This window comes from Sphingopyxis sp. (genome assembly GCF_035250425.1).
Taxonomy (GTDB): domain Bacteria; phylum Pseudomonadota; class Alphaproteobacteria; order Sphingomonadales; family Sphingomonadaceae; genus Sphingopyxis.
Window position 1 is genome coordinate 1 of the sequence record NZ_DATFFD010000177.1, and the last position, 17,744, is coordinate 17,744.

The 17,744-nt window shown below is 64.6% G+C and carries 16 protein-coding genes; 11 read left to right on the forward strand and 5 right to left on the reverse strand.

Going from position 1 to position 17,744, the window contains the following annotated elements; genetic code table 11:
• Positions 1–16 precede the first annotated feature (16 nt).
• Together VJ811_RS10600 and VJ811_RS10605 are read left to right on the forward strand one after the other, a co-directional pair.
• The gene (locus VJ811_RS10600; RefSeq protein ID WP_324072255.1) at positions 17–388 is read left to right on the forward strand and encodes a tRNA-binding protein; all 372 of its coding nucleotides are present in this window, start codon (positions 17–19) and stop codon (positions 386–388) included.
• Positions 389–455: 67 nt separating this feature from the next.
• Positions 456–1,478 carry a hypothetical protein gene (locus tag VJ811_RS10605; RefSeq protein ID WP_324072240.1) on the forward strand — a complete coding sequence of 341 codons (1,023 nt, stop codon included), beginning with the start codon at positions 456–458 and terminating at the stop codon, positions 1,476–1,478.
• Positions 1,479–1,484: 6 nt separating this feature from the next.
• On the opposite strand, the gene VJ811_RS10610 is transcribed toward VJ811_RS10605, so the two are convergent.
• Positions 1,485–2,249: a cyclase family protein gene (locus VJ811_RS10610; protein WP_324072241.1), complete on the reverse strand. Its 765-nt coding sequence runs from the start codon at positions 2,247–2,249 to the stop codon at positions 1,485–1,487.
• 129 nt (positions 2,250–2,378) lie between these two features.
• Here VJ811_RS10610 and VJ811_RS10615 point away from each other — a divergent pair, with 129 nt between their 5' ends.
• Together VJ811_RS10615 and alr are read left to right on the forward strand one after the other, a co-directional pair.
• Complete coding sequence (locus VJ811_RS10615; RefSeq protein WP_324072242.1) at positions 2,379–4,007, forward strand: MFS transporter; 1,629 nt, start codon at positions 2,379–2,381, stop codon at positions 4,005–4,007.
• A gap of 43 nt (positions 4,008–4,050) precedes the next feature.
• Complete coding sequence (gene alr, locus VJ811_RS10620; protein ID WP_324072243.1) at positions 4,051–5,100, forward strand: alanine racemase; 1,050 nt, start codon at positions 4,051–4,053, stop codon at positions 5,098–5,100.
• On the opposite strand, the gene VJ811_RS10625 is transcribed toward alr, so the two are convergent.
• Both VJ811_RS10625 and VJ811_RS10630 read right to left on the reverse strand, forming a co-directional pair.
• Positions 5,097–6,215 carry a 2OG-Fe(II) oxygenase gene (locus tag VJ811_RS10625; protein ID WP_324072244.1) on the reverse strand — a complete coding sequence of 373 codons (1,119 nt, stop codon included), beginning with the start codon at positions 6,213–6,215 and terminating at the stop codon, positions 5,097–5,099. The two genes, alr and VJ811_RS10625, sit on opposite strands and share 4 nt — an antisense overlap.
• On the reverse strand, positions 6,184–9,195 hold the full coding sequence (locus tag VJ811_RS10630) for a TonB-dependent receptor domain-containing protein (RefSeq protein ID WP_324072245.1): 3,012 nt from the start codon (positions 9,193–9,195) through the stop codon (positions 6,184–6,186). The genes VJ811_RS10625 and VJ811_RS10630 overlap by 32 nt, the downstream gene beginning before the upstream one ends.
• A gap of 566 nt (positions 9,196–9,761) precedes the next feature.
• Between VJ811_RS10630 and phaR the strand changes: the two genes are divergently transcribed.
• The 5 genes from phaR (at position 9,762) to VJ811_RS10655 (ending at position 15,196) form a co-directional block, all read left to right on the forward strand.
• The gene (phaR, locus tag VJ811_RS10635) at positions 9,762–10,304 is read left to right on the forward strand and encodes a polyhydroxyalkanoate synthesis repressor PhaR (protein WP_324072246.1); all 543 of its coding nucleotides are present in this window, start codon (positions 9,762–9,764) and stop codon (positions 10,302–10,304) included.
• 46 nt (positions 10,305–10,350) lie between these two features.
• A complete protein-coding gene (gene proS / locus VJ811_RS10640; RefSeq protein WP_324072247.1) occupies positions 10,351–11,877 on the forward strand; it encodes a proline--tRNA ligase in 1,527 nt (508 codons plus the stop codon).
• Between the two features lie 70 nt (positions 11,878–11,947).
• Positions 11,948–12,298, forward strand: a complete 351-nt coding sequence (locus tag VJ811_RS10645; protein ID WP_324072248.1) for a DUF6152 family protein — start codon at positions 11,948–11,950, stop codon at positions 12,296–12,298.
• A 10-nt stretch (positions 12,299–12,308) separates the two neighbouring features.
• Entirely contained in the window at positions 12,309–12,794 is a 486-nt protein-coding gene (locus tag VJ811_RS10650; RefSeq protein ID WP_324072249.1) for a DUF6644 family protein, read from the forward strand.
• A 101-nt stretch (positions 12,795–12,895) separates the two neighbouring features.
• On the forward strand, positions 12,896–15,196 hold the full coding sequence (locus VJ811_RS10655) for a VacB/RNase II family 3'-5' exoribonuclease (RefSeq protein ID WP_324072250.1): 2,301 nt from the start codon (positions 12,896–12,898) through the stop codon (positions 15,194–15,196).
• A gap of 94 nt (positions 15,197–15,290) precedes the next feature.
• Here VJ811_RS10655 and VJ811_RS10660 read toward each other — a convergent pair whose 3' ends face one another.
• On the reverse strand, positions 15,291–16,073 hold the full coding sequence (locus VJ811_RS10660) for a helix-turn-helix transcriptional regulator (protein ID WP_324072251.1): 783 nt from the start codon (positions 16,071–16,073) through the stop codon (positions 15,291–15,293).
• Positions 16,074–16,191: 118 nt separating this feature from the next.
• Between VJ811_RS10660 and VJ811_RS10665 the strand changes: the two genes are divergently transcribed.
• On the forward strand, positions 16,192–16,581 hold the full coding sequence (locus VJ811_RS10665; RefSeq protein ID WP_324072252.1) for a hypothetical protein: 390 nt from the start codon (positions 16,192–16,194) through the stop codon (positions 16,579–16,581).
• On the opposite strand, the gene VJ811_RS10670 is transcribed toward VJ811_RS10665, so the two are convergent.
• The gene (locus VJ811_RS10670) at positions 16,578–17,033 is read right to left on the reverse strand and encodes a universal stress protein (RefSeq protein WP_324072253.1); all 456 of its coding nucleotides are present in this window, start codon (positions 17,031–17,033) and stop codon (positions 16,578–16,580) included. The two genes, VJ811_RS10665 and VJ811_RS10670, sit on opposite strands and share 4 nt — an antisense overlap.
• Before the next feature lie 159 nt (positions 17,034–17,192).
• Here VJ811_RS10670 and VJ811_RS10675 point away from each other — a divergent pair.
• Positions 17,193–17,744 (forward strand): biotin/lipoyl-containing protein (locus VJ811_RS10675; protein WP_324072254.1); only part of this gene is annotated, 552 nt, incomplete at its 3' end.

The following is a 17,744-nucleotide window of genomic DNA, read 5'->3' on the forward strand; positions in this document are numbered from 1 at the left end:
GAGATGGAATGACGCGATGCACGTCAACCACGACCAAGATGCGCCGGCAGCGGAGGCAATCGGCTTCGACGATTTCCTCCGCGTCGACATCCGCGTCGGCACGATCGTCGAGGCCGAACCCTTTCCCGAGGCGCGCAAGCCCGCATTCAAGCTGAAGATCGACTTCGGCCCCGCCATCGGGGTGAAGAAGAGCAGCGCGCAAATCGTCGACCGCTATGCGCTGGAAGACCTTGCGGGGCGGCAGGTCGCCGCCGTCGTCAACTTCCCGCCGCGTCAGATTGGCAAATTCATGTCCGAAGTGCTGACGCTCGGCTTTGCTGACGAGGCGGGCGCGGTGATCCTGTTCGCGCCAGATCGCCTTGTTCCGAACGGGTCGCGCCTCTTCTGATCGTCTCGCCTGTTGCTCAACCCCATTTCGCCGCTAGGCTGGCGCAAAGAAACAGGGGAGAGGGACGATGAACCCACTGAAAGCCGCCTTCGTCGCGGCTGCTTGCGCGACGCTGCTGCCCGTATCGGCGGCCGCCGAGGTCGAACTGCGGCGCGAATATGACGTCCAGCTGACCCGCGACCTCGTCTACGGCCGCGCGCCGATCAACGCCTCGCAGGATCGGCCAGGCGAACGCGACCTGCTGCTCGATGTCTATCGCCCTGTTGCAGACGGCAAACCGCTCGCGAACCGCCCCGCCGTCATCATGGCGTTCGGCGGCGCCTTCCATCGCGGCAGCAAGGGCGAGGAGCGCTTCACCGAGGATGGCGCGCAGGACAGTTCGATGGCCGACTATTGCCGCCGCTTCGCGCGCGACGGCTATGTCTGCTTTTCGATCGATTATCGCCTGACGCCAGAGGATCCCGGCGTGGCGCTGCGGGTCGACGAAAAGCGCCTGGTGCCCAAGGCCGTCAACCTGTCGCCGGCGGCAACGGCGCGGATCGATGTCGTGCGCGCGCGGATGGGCCTGCCGCCGCTCGACGCCCGGACCGGCGACCAGTTCTGGAACGCCATCCTCGCCGCCGCCGAGGATATGGCAATGGCGACCGACTTCGTCCGCGACAGCGCCGGCGATTTCGGCGTCGACCGCGACCGCATCGCGCTCGGTGGCTTCTCGGCGGGGGCGGTTACCGCGCTCAACACCGCTTATGGCATCGGCGCGCCGGTCAAGGCGGTGATCGCGATATCGGGCAGCATCGGCGGCTATAACCTGATGGAGACGGTGCGGCCGGGGATGCCGCCGGCGCTCTTCTTCGTCGGCCAGAATGATCTTGAGGGCATGCAGGCGGGCACGCGCTTTGCGGTCAAGGCACTGGCGAGCAAGGAGATCGCGACCGAGATGGCTTGGGTGCCCGGCTTCGGCCACTTCTACCCGATGGGCGCAGTCAGCCTCGGCAGCGAGGTGAGCCGCATGCCCGTCGAAACGCGGATGCTGGCGTTTCTGGATGCTCAGCTCGGCGATAAGAAGGGCGATCCGCCGGCAGGCAATTGACCAGCGCTAGCCGACCAGCGCCACCGCGCGGATCCATCCCGCGCTCGCGCGCTCGATCTTCACGGGGAAACAGCTGAAGGTGAAGCCCGTTGCCGGGATCGCCGCGAGGTTGGTCAGCTTCTCGATCTGGTAATAGGGCCGGATGCGCCCGGCCTTATGCCCTTCCCAGATGATCGACGGATCGCGCGTTTCGGCCCAGCGCTTCGCGGTGTGGCTGAACGGCGCGTCCCAGCTCCACGCGTCGGTGCCGACGACCTGCACGCCGCGTTCCGTCAGGTACAGCGTCGCCTCGGCACCCATGCCGCAGCCCTGATCGGTGAAATTGTCGGTTCCATAGACCGCCCCCGACTGGACAAGCACGATGTCGAACGGCTGGAGTTCATGCCTTATGCGTGCGAGCTCTGCCTCGACCTCACCGCCGCTCACGACATGGCCGTGCGGACGATCCGAAAAGTCGAGCTTCACCCCGGGACGGAAGAACAGGTCGAGCGGCGCTTCGTCGATCGACGGGGAGGTGGTCGCCCCACTGTCGGTCGTCGAATGATAATGCCACGGCGCGTCCATATGCGTGCCATTGTGCGTGCTGAGCGACAGCATCTCGACCGCCCAGCCTTCGCCGTCGGGTAGATCCTCCTTTGTCAGCCCGGGGAAGAACATCGCGATCTGCTCCCACGTGTTTTCGTGGGTCATATAGGTGATGTTGGGGCGCATCACCGGCGGGTCGGACACGACATTGTTGGTGATCGGGATCGAAAGGTCGATGAACTGCATCACCGCATCCTGCCACTGGAATGACGCTACGCCAAGAAGGCTTGCGCGGCGGCGCGGGGCAGCTACACCGGCCCGAACCCGCTCGATGCGAACGGAAGGGGACAGGCCGACACGGCCGAAGGAGAGTGTATGACCGACGCAGCCGCCGTCGCCGACCATGGCGCGGCCTATCAGCCGAGCAAAAAGGACATCCGCATGGTCATCGTCGCATCGTCGGCGGGCACCGTGTTCGAATGGTATGATTTCTTCATCTACGGCACGCTCGCGGCGATCATCGGCAAGGCCTTTTTCCCCAGCGACAATGCGACGCTCGAAATCCTGCTCGTCTGGGCGGGGTTCGCGGTGGGTTTCGGTTTCCGGCCCTTGGGCGCCATCCTCTTCGGCTTTCTCGGCGACCGCCTCGGACGCAAATATACTTTCCTCATCACCGTTACGCTGATGGGCATTGCCACGGCAGGCGTCGGGATGATTCCGTCGGCGGCCACCATCGGCATAGCCGCACCGATCATCGTCATCCTGCTCCGCGTGCTTCAGGGGCTCGCGCTTGGTGGCGAATATGGCGGCGCGGCGGTCTATGTCGCCGAACATTCGCCGCCCGGAAAGCGCGGTTTTTACACCAGTTTTATCCAGGCGAGCGTCGTCGGCGGCTTCGTATTGAGCCTGATCGTCGTGCTCGGGTGCAAGGCGCTGATGCCCGACGCGATCTGGGAAAGCTGGGGCTGGCGCGTGCCGTTCCTGCTGTCGCTGATCCTGCTCGCGATCTCGCTGTGGATGCGCCTCAAACTGTCCGAAAGCCCCGTGTTCCAGGCGATGAAGCAGGAAGGCGAACTCGCCAAGAACCCGCTGAAGGAAAGCTTCACCTATCCGGGCAACCCGCGCCGTATCTTCATCGCGCTGTTCGGCATCGCCGCGGGCCTAACGGTCATCTGGTACACCGCGATGTTCTCGGGCCTGTCCTTCCTCAAAGGACCGATGAAGGTCGAGGACACTGCCGCCGAAATCATCGTCGGCTGTGCCGCCGCGGTCGGCATGATCTTCTTCATCTGGGCGGGCCATCTGTCCGATCGCATCGGGCGCAAGAAGCCGATCGTCTGGGGCTATGCCGCGACGCTTGTGCTGCTGTTCCCGCTCTTCTGGCTGATGGGGAGCGTGGGCAACCCCGCGCTGACCGGCGCCGCCGAGCGCGCGCCGGTGACCGTCACCGGCTCGCAGTGCAGCTTCGATCCCTTCGCGCAGAAACAGGAAACCGCATGCGGTCGCACATTGGGCGAACTGACGAAGCTTGGCGTGCCCTATACGGTCGCCCAGACCGACGGCGGCTTCGACAGCGTCAAGATCCGCATCGGCGACCGCGAGGTCGCGAGCGAAGACCCGGCGCTGCTCCAGCCCGCGCTCGAAGCAATGGGTTATGATTTCGTCAAGCAAATACCGGGCGCCGGCAGCATCTTCATCATCTTTCTCGCGCTGCTCGGACTGAGCGCGCTGTCGGGCTTCACCTATGGCCCCGTCGCGGCGCTGCTCTCCGAAATGTTCCCGCCGCACGTCCGCTATTCGTCGCTGTCGATCCCCTATCATATCGGGACCGGGTATTTCGGCGGTTTCCTGCCGCTGATCGCCAGCTTCATCATCGCCAAGACCGGCAATGCCTATTCCGGGCTGTGGTACACCTGGGGCGTCGTGCTCGTCGCTTTCCTCGTGACCGCCTTCATGCTCAAGGACCCGGTTGAGGGACAGTGGGACAAGCCCGCGGCCCGCTGATCACCCCATTGGCGCAGCCCTCGAAGCTGTATAGGGGCAGGGCATGATCCACGTCCCATCGCCGCTCCGCCTCCGCCTCGACAGCAACGCCCTTACTGCCAACTGGCGCTGGCTGGCCGGCCAGAGCGGCGGCGCGGCGTGCGGCGCCGCGATCAAGGCCGACGGCTATGGCCTTGGCGCGCGTGAGGTCATGCGCCATCTCGCCGCCGCAGGCTGCCGCGACTTTTTCGTCGCGACCTGGCCAGAAGCGGCCGCATTGATGCCCTTGCCCGAAGGCGTATCGCTGTCGGTCCTGCACGGCGTCGGAACGAGCGACATGGTCGCCGCGCGCACCCTCCCGGTACGCCCCGTGCTGAACAGCGTCGAACAGGTCGCGCGCTGGCGCGAAGCGGGCGAGGGGCGTCCGTGCGACGTGATGATCGATACCGGAATGAACCGCCTCGGCCTGCGCATCGACGAAGCCCTGGGCGGCGCGCTCGACGGGCTTTCCATCGAAACGCTACTCAGCCATCTGGCGTCGGCCGACGAGGACAGCGACCAGAACGCACGGCAACTCGCGGCATTCCAGGCCATTCTTGAGGGGGTTCCCGCACGGCGATACAGCCTCGCCAACAGCGCGGGCATCTGCCTAGGCTCCGACTATGCGTTCGACCTGACGCGCCCCGGCATTGCGCTTTACGGCGGAACGCCGCGCGGCGAGGCGGAGGGCCATATTCGCCAGGTTGTTTATCCTGAAACGCGCGTGTTGCAGGTGCGCACGGTGCGCGAGGGTGAGACGGTCGGTTATGGCGCGACGTGGATTGCACGCCGCGATAGCCGGATCGCGATCGTCAATATGGGCTACGCCGACGGCTATCTGCGATGCCATGCGGGAACGGGCGGTGGTGCGACGTGGCAGGGCCACGCGCTGCCGCTGATCGGCCGCATCTCGATGGACCTGATTGCGTTCGACGCCAGCAACGTCGTTGCGATCGACGAAGGCGACTGGCTAGCGCTCGATTATGATTTGCCGCGGACCGCTGCGCGCAGCGGATTGTCGCAATATGAGTTGTTGACCGGTCTCGGCCACCGGTTCGCGCGGACTTGGATCTAACGCGCTCGAACGTGGGGCGAGGGCGTCCGCAGACCCCAAGGATCGAAGCGCTCGTTCCTGATCCAGCGGGTACAGACCCATTTGCTGCCGCTTAGCACCGGCTGACCTGCGTGACGGCTACGTTCGTCGATGCGGCCATCCGGGAGCGTATTGGCGAAGGATATGGCGTCGCCCTGGCGGCCTTTGATCGCCATATCTGCGGCAGAAAAACTGGTTTCGCCGCCAATATAATCCGCATTGAGATAGGCGATGACCGTTCTGCCCCGCTGGTTGGGCTCGCCCGGAAGCCCGTCATGATGCGCGCGATATTGCTGCCCGGGCTCATAGCGCAAGACGACAAGCGGCTCGCCCTGATCGACGCTGGTCTGCGTTGCGGCGGCAATCCGCAAGTTCAGCGCATGGACGACCAGATCTTGCTGAATCGGCCCCAGCACGGCGCCGAACGACGTGCGGACGGGATTGGGGCTCTGCCGTCCCGTCCGTGAATCGACAACGATCGACGGAACGAGAAGGGGTTCCGACAGCGCCATCAGATGCATGCATTCGTCGGGCGAGAAGAGCGCAGAGTAGCACTGAACATCGGGTGAGGCCGCACATCGTATCGCGCCGGGAAGCGACAACGGCCGCCCATCCTTGTCGAGGGCCATGGCGTCGATGATCGTCAGCTGCCGCGCTGCCGCCGGATCATCGCCGGCCGCGGATCGAAGCAGCGCCAGTGCGGCGGACCAATCGGGATCGGCCCCGGCGCCCAGGGCGACGAACACCGCATGGGTAACCGCCGCCCCCTTGTGTCCGGCCTCTCCCGCACGGCCGAAGAAAAGGCGTGCCAGCCCGAAGTCGCGGCGTAGCGGGCTGCCATAGACATGCCAGAGAGCAAGCTCATTGAGCGCATCGGCATCCCCGCGCCGCGCCGCGCCGGACACGAGCTCGACCGCGCGTTCGACGGCGCCGGCGCCCAGGAGTCGCGCCGCTTCGTCGGCAATGTTTCGGTTTTCGGCCATGTGCCCTCCTATCGGGGAAGCGGCACAAAAAAAAGGGGCCGGACTTTTGGTCCGGCCCCCCGTTTTTCGCTGATCTTGCAGATCAGAACTTGGCGACCGCGCCGACGTAGCCATAACGTCCGCGGACGTCATAGATACCCGAACCCGCGCCGACACCGGTCAGGCCGAACGGCGGCTGACGGTCGAACAGATTGTCGACACCGAAATAGACGTTGAGCTTGTCGTTCACGTCTGCGTCGAGGCGGATGTTGTGATACCAAACAGCCGGATACTTCTTGACCTGGGCGTAATCCGGGTTTTCCGGCGGACGGCCCTGCAGTTCGTTGAAGTCCTCATAGGTGTTCAGATACATGCCGCCGAGGTAACGCAGTTCATAGGTGAAGCCGACGTTGCCGACATCGACCTTGGTACGCAGGTTGAACGCATCCTTCGGGTCGCCGAGTTCGCCGAGTATGCGGTTGATGCGGTTCGGATCGGTCGGATTCACGAAGTTGTCGCGTTCCAGAGCGTGCGTCCACACGCCGTTGACCGCTACGCTGCCCCAGTCGAACGACTTGCGGTAACCCAGATTGAAGTCCAGGCCACGCGCCGTCAGCTTCGCAAAGTTCAGCGTCGACGCCAGCAGCGTGCCTTCGAGGATGCGGAACTGTTCTTCGCCGTTCGGACCGCCGCCAGCACCTGCGCGCTGGATCAGAGCGCAGAACTGGTTGTTGAGGTCGGCAAGATCATAGCACTGGTTGGCGATCGTCTGGGCGGAAACCGAGGTGATCACATTGTCGATCTTGATGTCATAATAGTCGACCGAGAGCGACAGACCCGGAATGAAACGCGGCTCGAAGACGCCGCCAACGGTAAAGCTGGTCGACTTTTCTTCCTGCAGGTCCGGGTTACCGCCGCTGATGATTTCGAGCGACTGGACGTAGACGAAGTCATAGCCCGCCGGACGACCGGCCGCGGCGCAGTTCGCGGCGCGCGTCGACGAACCCTGGCCGATGTTGCGAGCCGAACAGGGGTCGCTGAAGCCCGGCGCGAAGTTCTGGCTCTGCTCCGAATACAGCTCCGAGAGGTTCGGCGCACGAACCGAGCGCGAATAGCTGGCGCGCAACCGCAGGTCTTCGATCGGGGCATAGTCGACACCGGTCGAATAGGTGTAGACCGTGCCCGTTGCTCCCTTGTAATCGGCGATGCGACCCGAAGCCGTCACCGTCAGGGCATGCGCGAACGGCATATCCTTCAGGAGCGGGATCGAGACTTCACCGAAGACTTCCTTCACTTCGAACGCCGGAGCCGTGAATTCCGGAATGGCGTTGTAGAAGGCATAACCACGCTGCGTGAGATCATCGAGATCATAATAGTTGGTCTCACGACGATATTCGGCGCCGAGCGAGAAAGCGATCGGACCGCCCGGCAGTTCGAACAGCTGGCTGAGGTCGCCCGCGACGAAGCCCGACGCGACGAACTGGGTGATCTTGCCCTGTGCGCTGGTGGTCTGGGTTACGTATTTGCGCGCTTCGGCCGACGAGGCGCCATCGCCAAACGGGTTCAGCGGAACGCAGGCCGCGACGTCCGCAGCGAGGAGCGCCGGGTCGCCATCGGCGCCCTGGTACGGGATACGCGCGGCAGGATCGATCGACGAACGGCAAACGATCTGGCCCGCGCCGTTGCGCGTCGTATCAAGCGCCAGCAGGTAACGCTGGAGGTTGATATTGCCTTTGATCAGGTTGCTTTCCTTGAACTCGCCATAGTTCCCGGAAATTTCGTAGGTCCAGTCGTCGTTGAAGTCGCCCTTCAGGCCGGCGACAACGCGCCACGTTTCGCGCTCGATACGTTCGTCGCGAATACCGAACTCGGTCCAGTTCTTGCGCAGGCTGAAACGGGTTGCACCGGTCGGCGTCGTGCCACCAGCGATCAGCTGCTGCTCGATGGTCGCGCGTGCTGCCGGGTTCAGATAGGGGTTGTCGAGACGGATGCGTTCGCGCACGTCGCTACCCAGCGTGGTGCCCTGCGAGAAGAAGGGGCCGCTCTGCGAGCCGAATGCAGTCGTCTTGACATATTTGGCTTCGATGAACGGAACAAACGCTTCCGTGATGTCGTAGTGCGCGAAGGCGTTGGCCGAAATGCGCTCCAGCGTCGGGGTCAGCGTGACCAGCGAGCCTTCGCGGCCCGAATAGCCATTGCCGCCGACATAGTTGCCGTTGGGACCGAGGCCGATACGAGTGCCGGTCTGCGGCGTCAGCGTGCCGTCGGGACGGAACAGGAAGTTACAGGCATAAGCGTTGCCGAGCGGATCGCGACCGCAAGCCGCAGTCGGGCTGGTGAAACCAAGCTGGCCGCCGGTCGAGATCGTTGCCGAACGAATATCTTCGAAGAAGATACGGTCGAACACATCATCGCCGTTCGTGCCGCCGGCCGCATCGGTGTCGACGACAACGAAATTGTTGTTCTGGCGGATGTTGCGGCCACGGCCCGAAGCCGCATATTGCGACTGGTGAGCATATTCGACGTTCAGCGCGACGTTGCCGCGGCCGTCGCCAAAGTTCTTGCCGAACAGCGCCGAGACATATTGGTTGCCGGCGTCGCCATAATCGAGGTTCAGGCCACCTTGGGCGCGCAGCTGGATACCGTCGAAATCATCCTTCATGATGAAGTTGACGACGCCCGCGACCGCGTCCGAACCGTAAATCGACGAAGCACCGCCGGTCAGAACGTCGACGCTCTGGACCAGATCGGTCGGGATGGTGTTGATGTCGGTCGACACGCCGTTCGACAGAATGTCGCCGGCGACGTGGCGGCGGCCGTTCACGAGAACCAGCGTGCGCTGCGTGCCGAGACCGCGAAGGTCGAGCAGGTTCAGGCCGCGGGTGCCGAGGAAGCGCGTGCCGTTCGACTGGCTGAGCGTGCTGCGCAGCTGCGGCAGGTCGTTGAGGACGTCGCCGATCGAAACCTGGCCGGTTTCGAAGAATTCTTCACCCGAAACCGTCGTGATCGGAACTGTCGATTCGAGGTTCGGCTGGCGGATGCGCGAGCCGGTGACGACGATGGCCGTACCACCCTCTTCCGCGACTTCGTCGGCGGGAGCGGTGTCCTGTGCCATCGCGGGCATTGCGCTGAACAAAGCAAGAGTCAGAGCGGAGCCCTGAACTAGCAGGCTAGTCTTCTTCATGGTGTAATTCCCCGGTTGTCCGTTCAAAAAGAGTGGGAGTGAACGGATTGGGCGCTAGAAAGACCGAAATTTTGGGCGGCACAAGCCTTTGATGTAAATTTTCTGACAGCGGGAGGACTCAGTTGTGGCGCTGTGGCATTTTGGCAACAGGGGTCGGCCATCCGCCCGACAGGCTCTTTGGAATCAAAGTGCCCGCTGGCGAAAGGAACAACCTTTTCCGGCGCCATGACGCGTAAAAAATGCCACTGCAATGATTTCGGCTGTAACTATATTACGTTTGGCGATTGAGAGGGCGATTGGCGGGGGCCGCGGGCTGTCGATAGCCAGGAGCGCTTCGTCGCGATCGCGGATTATCTTCCAGAGCTGCGATTCGCCAAGCGGCGCGGTGCAAGTAGCGCATGTTGCGATGCATCATTATTTGATGCTAATGCGGGGGCTTCGAATGTCCGGGCGGCGCGGTCGCCGTGGTTCCGGCATTGCTAGGAGCGCAGGTCAAGATGGCGAAGTCCAGGGCGGGGGCGACGGAAGATGGCGTCGTCACGATCAAGAAATACGCCAACCGGCGGCTCTATGATACCGAGCGCAGCTGCTACATCACGCTCGAGGATCTGGGCGCAATGGTCCGCGACGGCCGCGATTTCCGCGTCGTCGATGCCAAGAGCGGCGATGACATCACGCACAATGTCCTGACGCAAATCATCATGGACGAAGAAACGCGCGGCGAAACGCTGCTCCCGGTCAATTTCCTGCGCCACCTGATCGGCATGTACGGCGACAAGATGCAATCGATGGTGCCGCAATATCTCGAAGCCTCGATGACAGCGTTCCGCAAGAACCAGCAGGACGTCCGCTCGGCGCTCGAAGGCGCCTTAGGATCGAACCCACTCGCCGAGCTGACGCGCCGGAACATGGAAATGTTCCAGCAGGCGGCGGGGGCGTTCATCCCGGGCGCCGGCGGCAGCAAGGCGAAGGATGCCGAGATCGCCGCGCTCAAGGCCGAAGTCGCCGAACTCAAGGCGGCGCTCGCCAAGAAGAATTAATCGGGCCGCCGCTACGGCGCCCCAGCTACGGAAAATACGAAATATCATGGTCAAACATGCGCTCAGCGTAACCCGGCAGGCCGACTTCGCGGCCTGGTATCAGGATGTCATTGCCGAAGCCGATCTTGCCGAGGAATCGGGCGTTCGCGGCTGCATGGTCATCAAGCCGTGGGGCTATGGCATCTGGGAACGCATCCAGACGGTGATGGATGCCGCGATCAAGGATGCCGGGGTCCAGAATTGCTATTTCCCGCTCTTCATTCCATTGAGCTTCTTTGAGAAGGAAGCCGACCATGTCGATGGTTTCGCTAAAGAAATGGCGGTCGTCACGCACCACCGGCTGATTGCTGACGGCAAGGGCAAGCTCGTCCCCGATCCCGAGGCGAAGCTCGAGGAACCGCTGATCGTCCGCCCGACCTCGGAAACCGTGATCGGCGCCGCGATGAGCCGCTGGGTGCAGAGCTGGCGCGATCTGCCGCTCAAGGTCAACCAGTGGGCCAATGTGGTTCGCTGGGAAATGCGCACGCGCATGTTCCTGCGCACCAGCGAGTTCCTGTGGCAGGAAGGCCATACCGCGCACGCCGACAAGGCCGATGCGATGGCCGAGACGCTGCGCGCGCTCGAAATGTACCGCAGCTTTGCCGAGGATGTCCTCGCGATGCCCGTGATTGCCGGCGAAAAGCCCGAGAATGAGCGTTTCCCGGGCGCGGTCGCGACCTATTCGATCGAAGCGATGATGCAGGACGGCAAGGCGCTGCAGGCCGGCACCTCGCACTATCTCGGCACCGGCTTCGCCGAAGCCGCGAACATCCGCTATCAGGACAAGGACGGCGGCCACAGCCTCTGCCACACGACGAGTTGGGGCACGTCAACGCGGATGATCGGCGGCGTCATCATGACGCATGGCGACGACGACGGCCTCCGTTGTCCGCCGCGCATCGCGCCGCACCAGATCGTGATCGTACCGATGCTCCGCGACAATGAGGAGGATCAGGCGATCCTCGACTATTGCCGCGACCTCGAAAGCCAGCTGAAGGCGCTCGATGCGTTTCGCGAGCCCGTGCGCGTGCTGCTCGATGCGTCCGCGAACAAGGCGCAGACCAAGCGCTGGGGCTGGGTCAAGAAGGGCGCGCCGATCATCGTCGAGATCGGCCCGCGCGACGTCGCCGGCGGCAATGTCGCGGTGATCCGCCGCGACCGGCTCTACAAGGACGATGGAAAGCTCAATTCGGCGTTCGTCGCGAAAGGCGAATTCGTGGCCGAGGCGGTGGCAATGCTGGAAGACATCCAGTCGAGCCTCCATGCCGAGGCAAAGGAACGCCTGCATGCGAATATCCGCCGCGACGTCACCGACCTCAAGGCGCATTTCGCCGGCGACGACAAATTTGTCGGCTGGGCCGAGGTGCAGTGGTCGCGGCCGAGCGGCGCGGCACTCGACAAGATCGTCGAGCAGTTGAAATCGCTCAAGCTGACGATGCGCAACACGCCGCTCGATGCCGCACCGGCCGACGGCGCCTGCTTCTTCACCGGCGAGCCCGCGGTCGAACGCGTGCTGATCGGGCGGACCTACTAGCCCCGTTGCCCTTGCACCATGGGCGCCGCGCCTTTAGCCTTCGCGCCGAGGGGCTCGAAGGAGACTGTCGATGCGCTTTTCCCTGTTGATCGCGGCGGCGACGCTTGCCTTCGCCGCGCCTCCCGCCGCGGCCCATCACGGTTGGTCGTCCTATGACGAAACCAAACCGGTCACCCTGACCGCGTCTTTCACCGAATTGTCGTGGGGAAACCCGCATGGCAGCGCGAAGATGCGCTGGCAGGGCAAGGTCTGGGACGTCATATTGGCGCCGGTCGGCCGCATGGAAGCGCGCGGGCTGACGCGCGCGGAGATCGAGCCCGGCAAACGCCTTCGCCTGACCGGCTATCTTCGGCGCGACGGCACCGCCGAAATGCGGGTCGAGCGCGTGATGGTCGGCAAGAAGACAGTCGAACTGCGCTGAGCGGGGCCGCATGGAGCCCATCCTGACCGCCGTCGCGGCGTGGCTCGACATGACCGGGATCGGGCCGTGGTCGCGCGGATCGGCGCTGGTCTATCCCGTTGCCAATACACTGCATCTCCTGGGCCTCGTTATGCTGGTCGGCGGAATCGGCACCGTCGACCTGCGGATCGTGGGTTTATGGCAGAGGCTGCCGGTGGCGGACCTGTCGCGCGCCCTGACGCCGGTTGCCGTCGCCGGGCTGGTCCTGATGGTGGCCAGCGGCGTGGTCCTGTTCGCCGCCGACGGCGCGGCGCTGGCACGGTCGGCTATTTTCGAACGAAAATTGATCCTCATCATCGCGGCGCTGGCGAACGCGGCCGCCTTTCGACGGGTCTGGAACCCGCACATGACGCGCTGGACGGACGGAGCGCCGCTTGCAGCACGGGTGATGGCGGGGGCATCGCTGCTCCTGTGGCTCGCGGCGGGCGCGTCGGGCCGCTGGATCGCCTATGGCTGATGCACAGCTGCGGCGAACGGTCAGTTCATCGACATTTCGCCCTATTGATCGGTGCCCCGAGGGGGGGTGACGGACCGCCCGTTACCCCCTATCCCTAGACAATGGCCCGCAAACAATATCACGGACTGCCGACGCCCGAGCAGATCCTTCGCTTCATCGAAGAGAGCAAGGACGCGGTCGGCAAGCGCGAGATCGCGAAGCATTTCGCGCTCCACGGCAACGACAAGATCGCGCTGAAGGCGCTGCTCAAGGACATGACCGACGAGGGGCTCGTCGATCTGGCGCCCGGACGCGCCTTCCACAAGCATGGTGGGCTGCCGCGCGTGACCGTGCTGCGCGTCGCGGCGATCGATGGCAGCAATGTCTGGGCGGTTCCCGAACGCTGGGAAGCCGCCACGCCGGCACCGCGCCTGCGCGTGATCGAGCAGGGGCGAAAAGGCGCGCTCGGCGTCGGCGACCGCATCCTCGCGCGCACCGAGGAACGCGGCAGCGGCCATGTCGCGCACCCGATGAAACGGCTCGAAGCCGGCGGCGAGGCGGTGATCGGCGTGCTCGTCGAGGATATGGGGCCGGGCGGCAAGCCGATCCTGTGGCTGCGCCCCGCCGACAAGCGTGCGCGCTACGACTTCGCCGTTGCCGACAAGGGCGATGCCAATGTCGGCGATCTTGTCCGCGCTGAACTGACCGGACGCGGCCCCGCGATCAAGGCGAAGGTCGTCGAGCGTCTCGGCGATCCGTTCGCGCCGCGCGCCCTCAGCATGATCGCGATCGCGCGGCACGAAATCCCGCATGTCTTCGGCCCGGAAACGCTGGCCGAGGCGGAGAAGGCGGCGAAGCTGCCGCTCACCCCCGAAGGCCGCGAGGATCTGCGCGACCTGCCAATCGTCGCGATCGACCCGATCGACGCGCGCGACCATGACGACGCCGTCTGGGCGATCCCCGACGACGACACCTCGAACAAGGGCGGCTTCCGCGCGGTCGTCGCCATCGCCGACGTCAGTTACTATGTCCGCCCCGACGGCGATCTCGACCGCGAGGCGCGGCGGCGCGGCAACAGCGTCTATTTCCCCGACCAGGTCGTGCCGATGCTGCCCGAAACATTGTCCGCCGGCGTCTGCTCGCTGAAAGCGGGGCAGGATCGCGCCGCGATGGCGTGCCATCTCGTCATCGACAAGCATAGCAAGGTGACGTCATGGCGATTCACCCGCGCGCTGGTCCGGCTTCGCGCCAATATCGCCTATGAACATGCGCAAACGGCCTATGATGCCGATACACCACGCGACGAATGGGATGCCGATGTGCTCCCGACGCTCAAGAATCTGTGGGCTTGCTGGGCGCTGCTCGCCAAGGCGCGCGCCGCCCGCGCGCCGCTCGATCTCGACCTGCCCGAACGCCAGGTCATCCTCGACGAACAGGGCGGGATCGCCGAGATCCGCGTCCGCGACCGGCTCGATTCGATGCGGCTGATCGAGGATTATATGATCGCGGCTAACGTCGCGGCGGCCAAGGCGCTCGAGGCGAAGAAGTCGCCGGTGATGTACCGCATCCACGAGCCGCCAAGCCGCGAAAAGCTCGTCAGCCTCAAGGATTATCTCGAAACCTTCGAACGGAGCTTCGCGCTCGGGCAGGTCATCACCCCCGCGGTCTTCAACCGCCTGATCGACGGCTTTTCCGAAGACGACCGGCTGCCCGAGATCATGCAGGCGATCCTGCGCAGCCAGACGCAGGCCTATTACGGCCCCGCCAACGCTGGCCATTTCGGCCTCGCGCTCGGCAGCTATGCGCATTTCACCTCGCCGATCCGCCGCTATGCCGATCTGATCGTCCACCGCGCGCTCGTCGACAGCTACAAACTCGAAGTGCCCGGAAAGCCCAAGGATCTGCCCGCGCGCACCGGCCTCGGCGAGGCCGACGCCAAGGGCCTGTCGCGCATCGGCGAGACGATCAGCGCGCTCGAACGCCGCGCGATGGAGGCCGAGCGCGAAACCGTCGACCGCTATGTCGCGGCCTATCTGTCGACCAAAAAGGGCGAGATCGTGCAGGCGCGGATCACCGGGGTGCAGCCCTTCGGTTTCTTCGCGACCGTCGACGGGCTCGGCGGCGACGGGCTGGTACCGGTGTCGACGCTCGGCAGCGAGCGCTTCTTCTACGACGAAGCCGCGCGCAGCCTCGACAGCGAGCATGGCCGGGTCAGTTTCACCACCGGCCAGCGACTCGATCTCAGGCTGATCGACGCCAATCCGATCAGCGGCGCATTGCGTTTTGAACTTCCCGATGCGCCCGAAGGCGGGTTCCGCAATCGCCCGCCGCGCCGCGACGGCGTGAAGGACAAGGCCGGCAAGCACGTCGTCGGCAAGCGCGGACGGCCGGCCAACATCAAGCACAAGGGGCGGAAACGCTAAACCACCCCTTCGTCACCCTCGCGAAGGCGGGAATCCCGCTTCGACCTTTCCATGAACAGCGGAACCCCCGCCTTCGGTGGGGTGACGAACAAAACTATCGTTCCGCCAGCTTCTGCAACAAGGCCGCGCTTTCCGCATCCGCCGGAAAAAACGCCTCGATCGCGAGTTCCGACAACGTAATATCGACCGGCGTTCCAAAGATCGTCACCGTCGACACGAAAGAAATCCGCCCCCCGATCGTGTCGAGCACCAACGGCACGGCAATGCCGCTCACCGGCCCTCCGCCATTGTCGTTCGCCTCTACCGCATAACCCGCGAGTTCCTCGCGCAGCGCGATCAGCCCGGGATCGGCGCTCGCCTCGATTTGCAGGTCGATCCGGTGCAGGATATGCGCGCGCCATTCGCCATGATTGATGATCTGCGGCGCCAGCCCCTCGGGGTGCAGCGCGATGCGCAGCACATTGACCGGCGGCGTCAGCAGGGCGGGGGAGACCTGTTCGATCAGGACCGCGATCGCCCCGTTCGCCGCGATCATGTTCCAGTGCCGGTCGACCGCGAGCGCGGGATAGGGCTCGTGCCCCTTCAGCACATGCTCGACGATCGCGCGCATTCCGGCCATTTCGGGGCTGTCGAGCGGCCGCTCCTGATAGTCGGGGGCATAGCCAGCCGCGAGCAGCATCGCGTTGCGCGCGCGGTGCGGCACCTCGAGGCAGTCGGCGATTCGCTCCAGCATTTGCGCGCTCGGCTTCGACCGCCCCGTCTCGATGAAGCTCAGGTGCCGCGTCGAAATTTCGGTATCGAGCGCGAGGTCCATCTGGCTCATCCGGCGGCGGGTACGCCATTCGCGCAATTGCTCGCCCAGCGTCGCAACCTGCATGATCGTCTCCTTTGTCCGGAGAGCTATACCTCCGCCTTCCTGTTTTCCATTACCTCTCGCGTAATCGACGCCATTCACTTTCGAGTCCAGTTTGAGGGGGTCCAAAAGGAGAACCCAAATGTCGATCCTCAACCTGAAGAATATCCTCGTCGCCGACGCCATCACCTGTGGAGGCGTTTTCGCCATCGGCCTCTTCGCCGCCGCGCCCGTCGGCGCGCTGCTCGGGCTGCCCGAAAATGTCGTGTCGGTCGGCGGCTGGATCTGCCTCGCCGCCGCGCTCCTGATGATCGTCGCAGCGCGGCAGGCGGTGCCGAATCCGGCGCTGGTCAAGCTGGTCGCGCTCGGCAATCTCGGCTGGGTCGCGGCGAGCTTCGCGGTCATCGCGACCTTTGCCGCGCAGATGACCGGCCTCGGCATCGCGGTCGTCGCCCTGCAAGCCTTCGGCGTGCTCGGCTTTGCCATCCTCGAATGGAAAGACGCGGGCGCGCCGCGCAGCCTTGTCGTCTAGCTCAGCGCATCGAGCCGGGCGATATCGATCCCGCCCGGCACCAGCATCACCGGACAGGGAAGCGTCCCCGCATCCTGTCCGGTGAAATGCGCAACCAGCGGCCCCGGCGCGCCGCTCGCCGCCGTCGCGAGCACCAGCGCCGCGATCTCGTCGCTCGCACCGATCACTTCGCGCACCACTTCGGCGGGTTTGCCCGACTTCACCATGATCTGCGGCGTGACACCCGCTTCCTGCACCACCGCATCGGCGGCGGCGGCCACCAGTTCCTCGGCATGCTCGCGCGCCTCGGCCTCGATCGTCGCCTGGACGCCGCCGAACGCGACGAAATCCTGTGGCGGAATGATCGCCAGCACCATCACGCCGCCGCCCGTCCGCGCGGCGCGGCGCGCGGCAAAGCGCAGCGCCAGCGACGCCTCCGGACTGTCGTCGATCACCACCAGATATGTCCGCATCACCCCGACCCCTCGTGTTTTTGCTTGAGGCAAAGAGTGCGTCACATTCGTATGAAACGCAAGTTGGCCCGCTGGACCTTGACCCGGGCTCGGCTTATGGCGAGGAAGAAACCGTAGCGGCAGGCCGAGCCTGCAAGACTGACAGGGACACGCCTAAACATGCCGATCGAATTAAAAATGCCCGCCCTTTCGCCGACGATGGAGGAAGGCACCCTTGCCAAATGGTTGGTCAAGGAAGGCGATACGGTCAAGTCGGGCGACCTGCTCGCCGAGATCGAGACCGACAAGGCGACGATGGAGTTCGAGGCGATCGACGAAGGTGTCGTCAGCCAGATTCTCGTCGCCGAAGGCACCGACAATGTGAAGGTCGGCACCGTGATCGCGGTGATCGCGGGCGAGGGCGAAGATGCCGGAAGCGCGAAGGCTGCTCCGGCGCCTGCTGCCGAAGCTGAACCGAAGGCCGAAGCACCGACGCCCGCCAAAGACGTCGCCCCAGCGAAAGCTGGGGCCGCTCCCATTAGCGCGCCGACGCCAGCGGTCCCAGCTTCCGCTGGGACGACGGAGAAAGGCGATCGCATCAAAGCCAGTCCGCTCGCCAAGCGCCTCGCGGCCGAGCAGGGCATCGACCTCAAGACCCTGACCGGCACCGGCCCCGGCGGCCGTATCGTCAAGGCCGACCTCGAAGGCGCGCCGGCTGGCGCTGCTGCGCCA

What these genes read in the sequence shown, in the direction of transcription:
- VJ811_RS10600 (WP_324072255.1), top strand. Translation starts at nt 17, where the DNA reads ATGCACGTCAACCACGACCAAGATGCGCCGGCAGCGGAGGCAATCGGC.
- VJ811_RS10605 (WP_324072240.1), top strand. Translation starts at nt 456, where the DNA reads ATGAACCCACTGAAAGCCGCCTTCGTCGCGGCTGCTTGCGCGACGCTG.
- VJ811_RS10610 (WP_324072241.1), bottom strand. Translation starts at nt 2,249, where the DNA reads ATGCAGTTCATCGACCTTTCGATCCCGATCACCAACAATGTCGTGTCC.
- VJ811_RS10615 (WP_324072242.1), top strand. Translation starts at nt 2,379, where the DNA reads ATGACCGACGCAGCCGCCGTCGCCGACCATGGCGCGGCCTATCAGCCG.
- alr (WP_324072243.1), top strand. Translation starts at nt 4,051, where the DNA reads ATGATCCACGTCCCATCGCCGCTCCGCCTCCGCCTCGACAGCAACGCC.
- VJ811_RS10625 (WP_324072244.1), bottom strand. Translation starts at nt 6,215, where the DNA reads ATGGCTACGTCGGCGCGGTCGCCAAGTTCTGATCTGCAAGATCAGCGA.
- VJ811_RS10630 (WP_324072245.1), bottom strand. Translation starts at nt 9,195, where the DNA reads ATGGCACAGGACACCGCTCCCGCCGACGAAGTCGCGGAAGAGGGTGGT.
- phaR (WP_324072246.1), top strand. Translation starts at nt 9,762, where the DNA reads ATGGCGAAGTCCAGGGCGGGGGCGACGGAAGATGGCGTCGTCACGATC.
- proS (WP_324072247.1), top strand. Translation starts at nt 10,351, where the DNA reads ATGGTCAAACATGCGCTCAGCGTAACCCGGCAGGCCGACTTCGCGGCC.
- VJ811_RS10645 (WP_324072248.1), top strand. Translation starts at nt 11,948, where the DNA reads ATGCGCTTTTCCCTGTTGATCGCGGCGGCGACGCTTGCCTTCGCCGCG.
- VJ811_RS10650 (WP_324072249.1), top strand. Translation starts at nt 12,309, where the DNA reads ATGGAGCCCATCCTGACCGCCGTCGCGGCGTGGCTCGACATGACCGGG.
- VJ811_RS10655 (WP_324072250.1), top strand. Translation starts at nt 12,896, where the DNA reads ATGGCCCGCAAACAATATCACGGACTGCCGACGCCCGAGCAGATCCTT.
- VJ811_RS10660 (WP_324072251.1), bottom strand. Translation starts at nt 16,073, where the DNA reads ATGCAGGTTGCGACGCTGGGCGAGCAATTGCGCGAATGGCGTACCCGC.
- VJ811_RS10665 (WP_324072252.1), top strand. Translation starts at nt 16,192, where the DNA reads ATGTCGATCCTCAACCTGAAGAATATCCTCGTCGCCGACGCCATCACC.
- VJ811_RS10670 (WP_324072253.1), bottom strand. Translation starts at nt 17,033, where the DNA reads ATGCGGACATATCTGGTGGTGATCGACGACAGTCCGGAGGCGTCGCTG.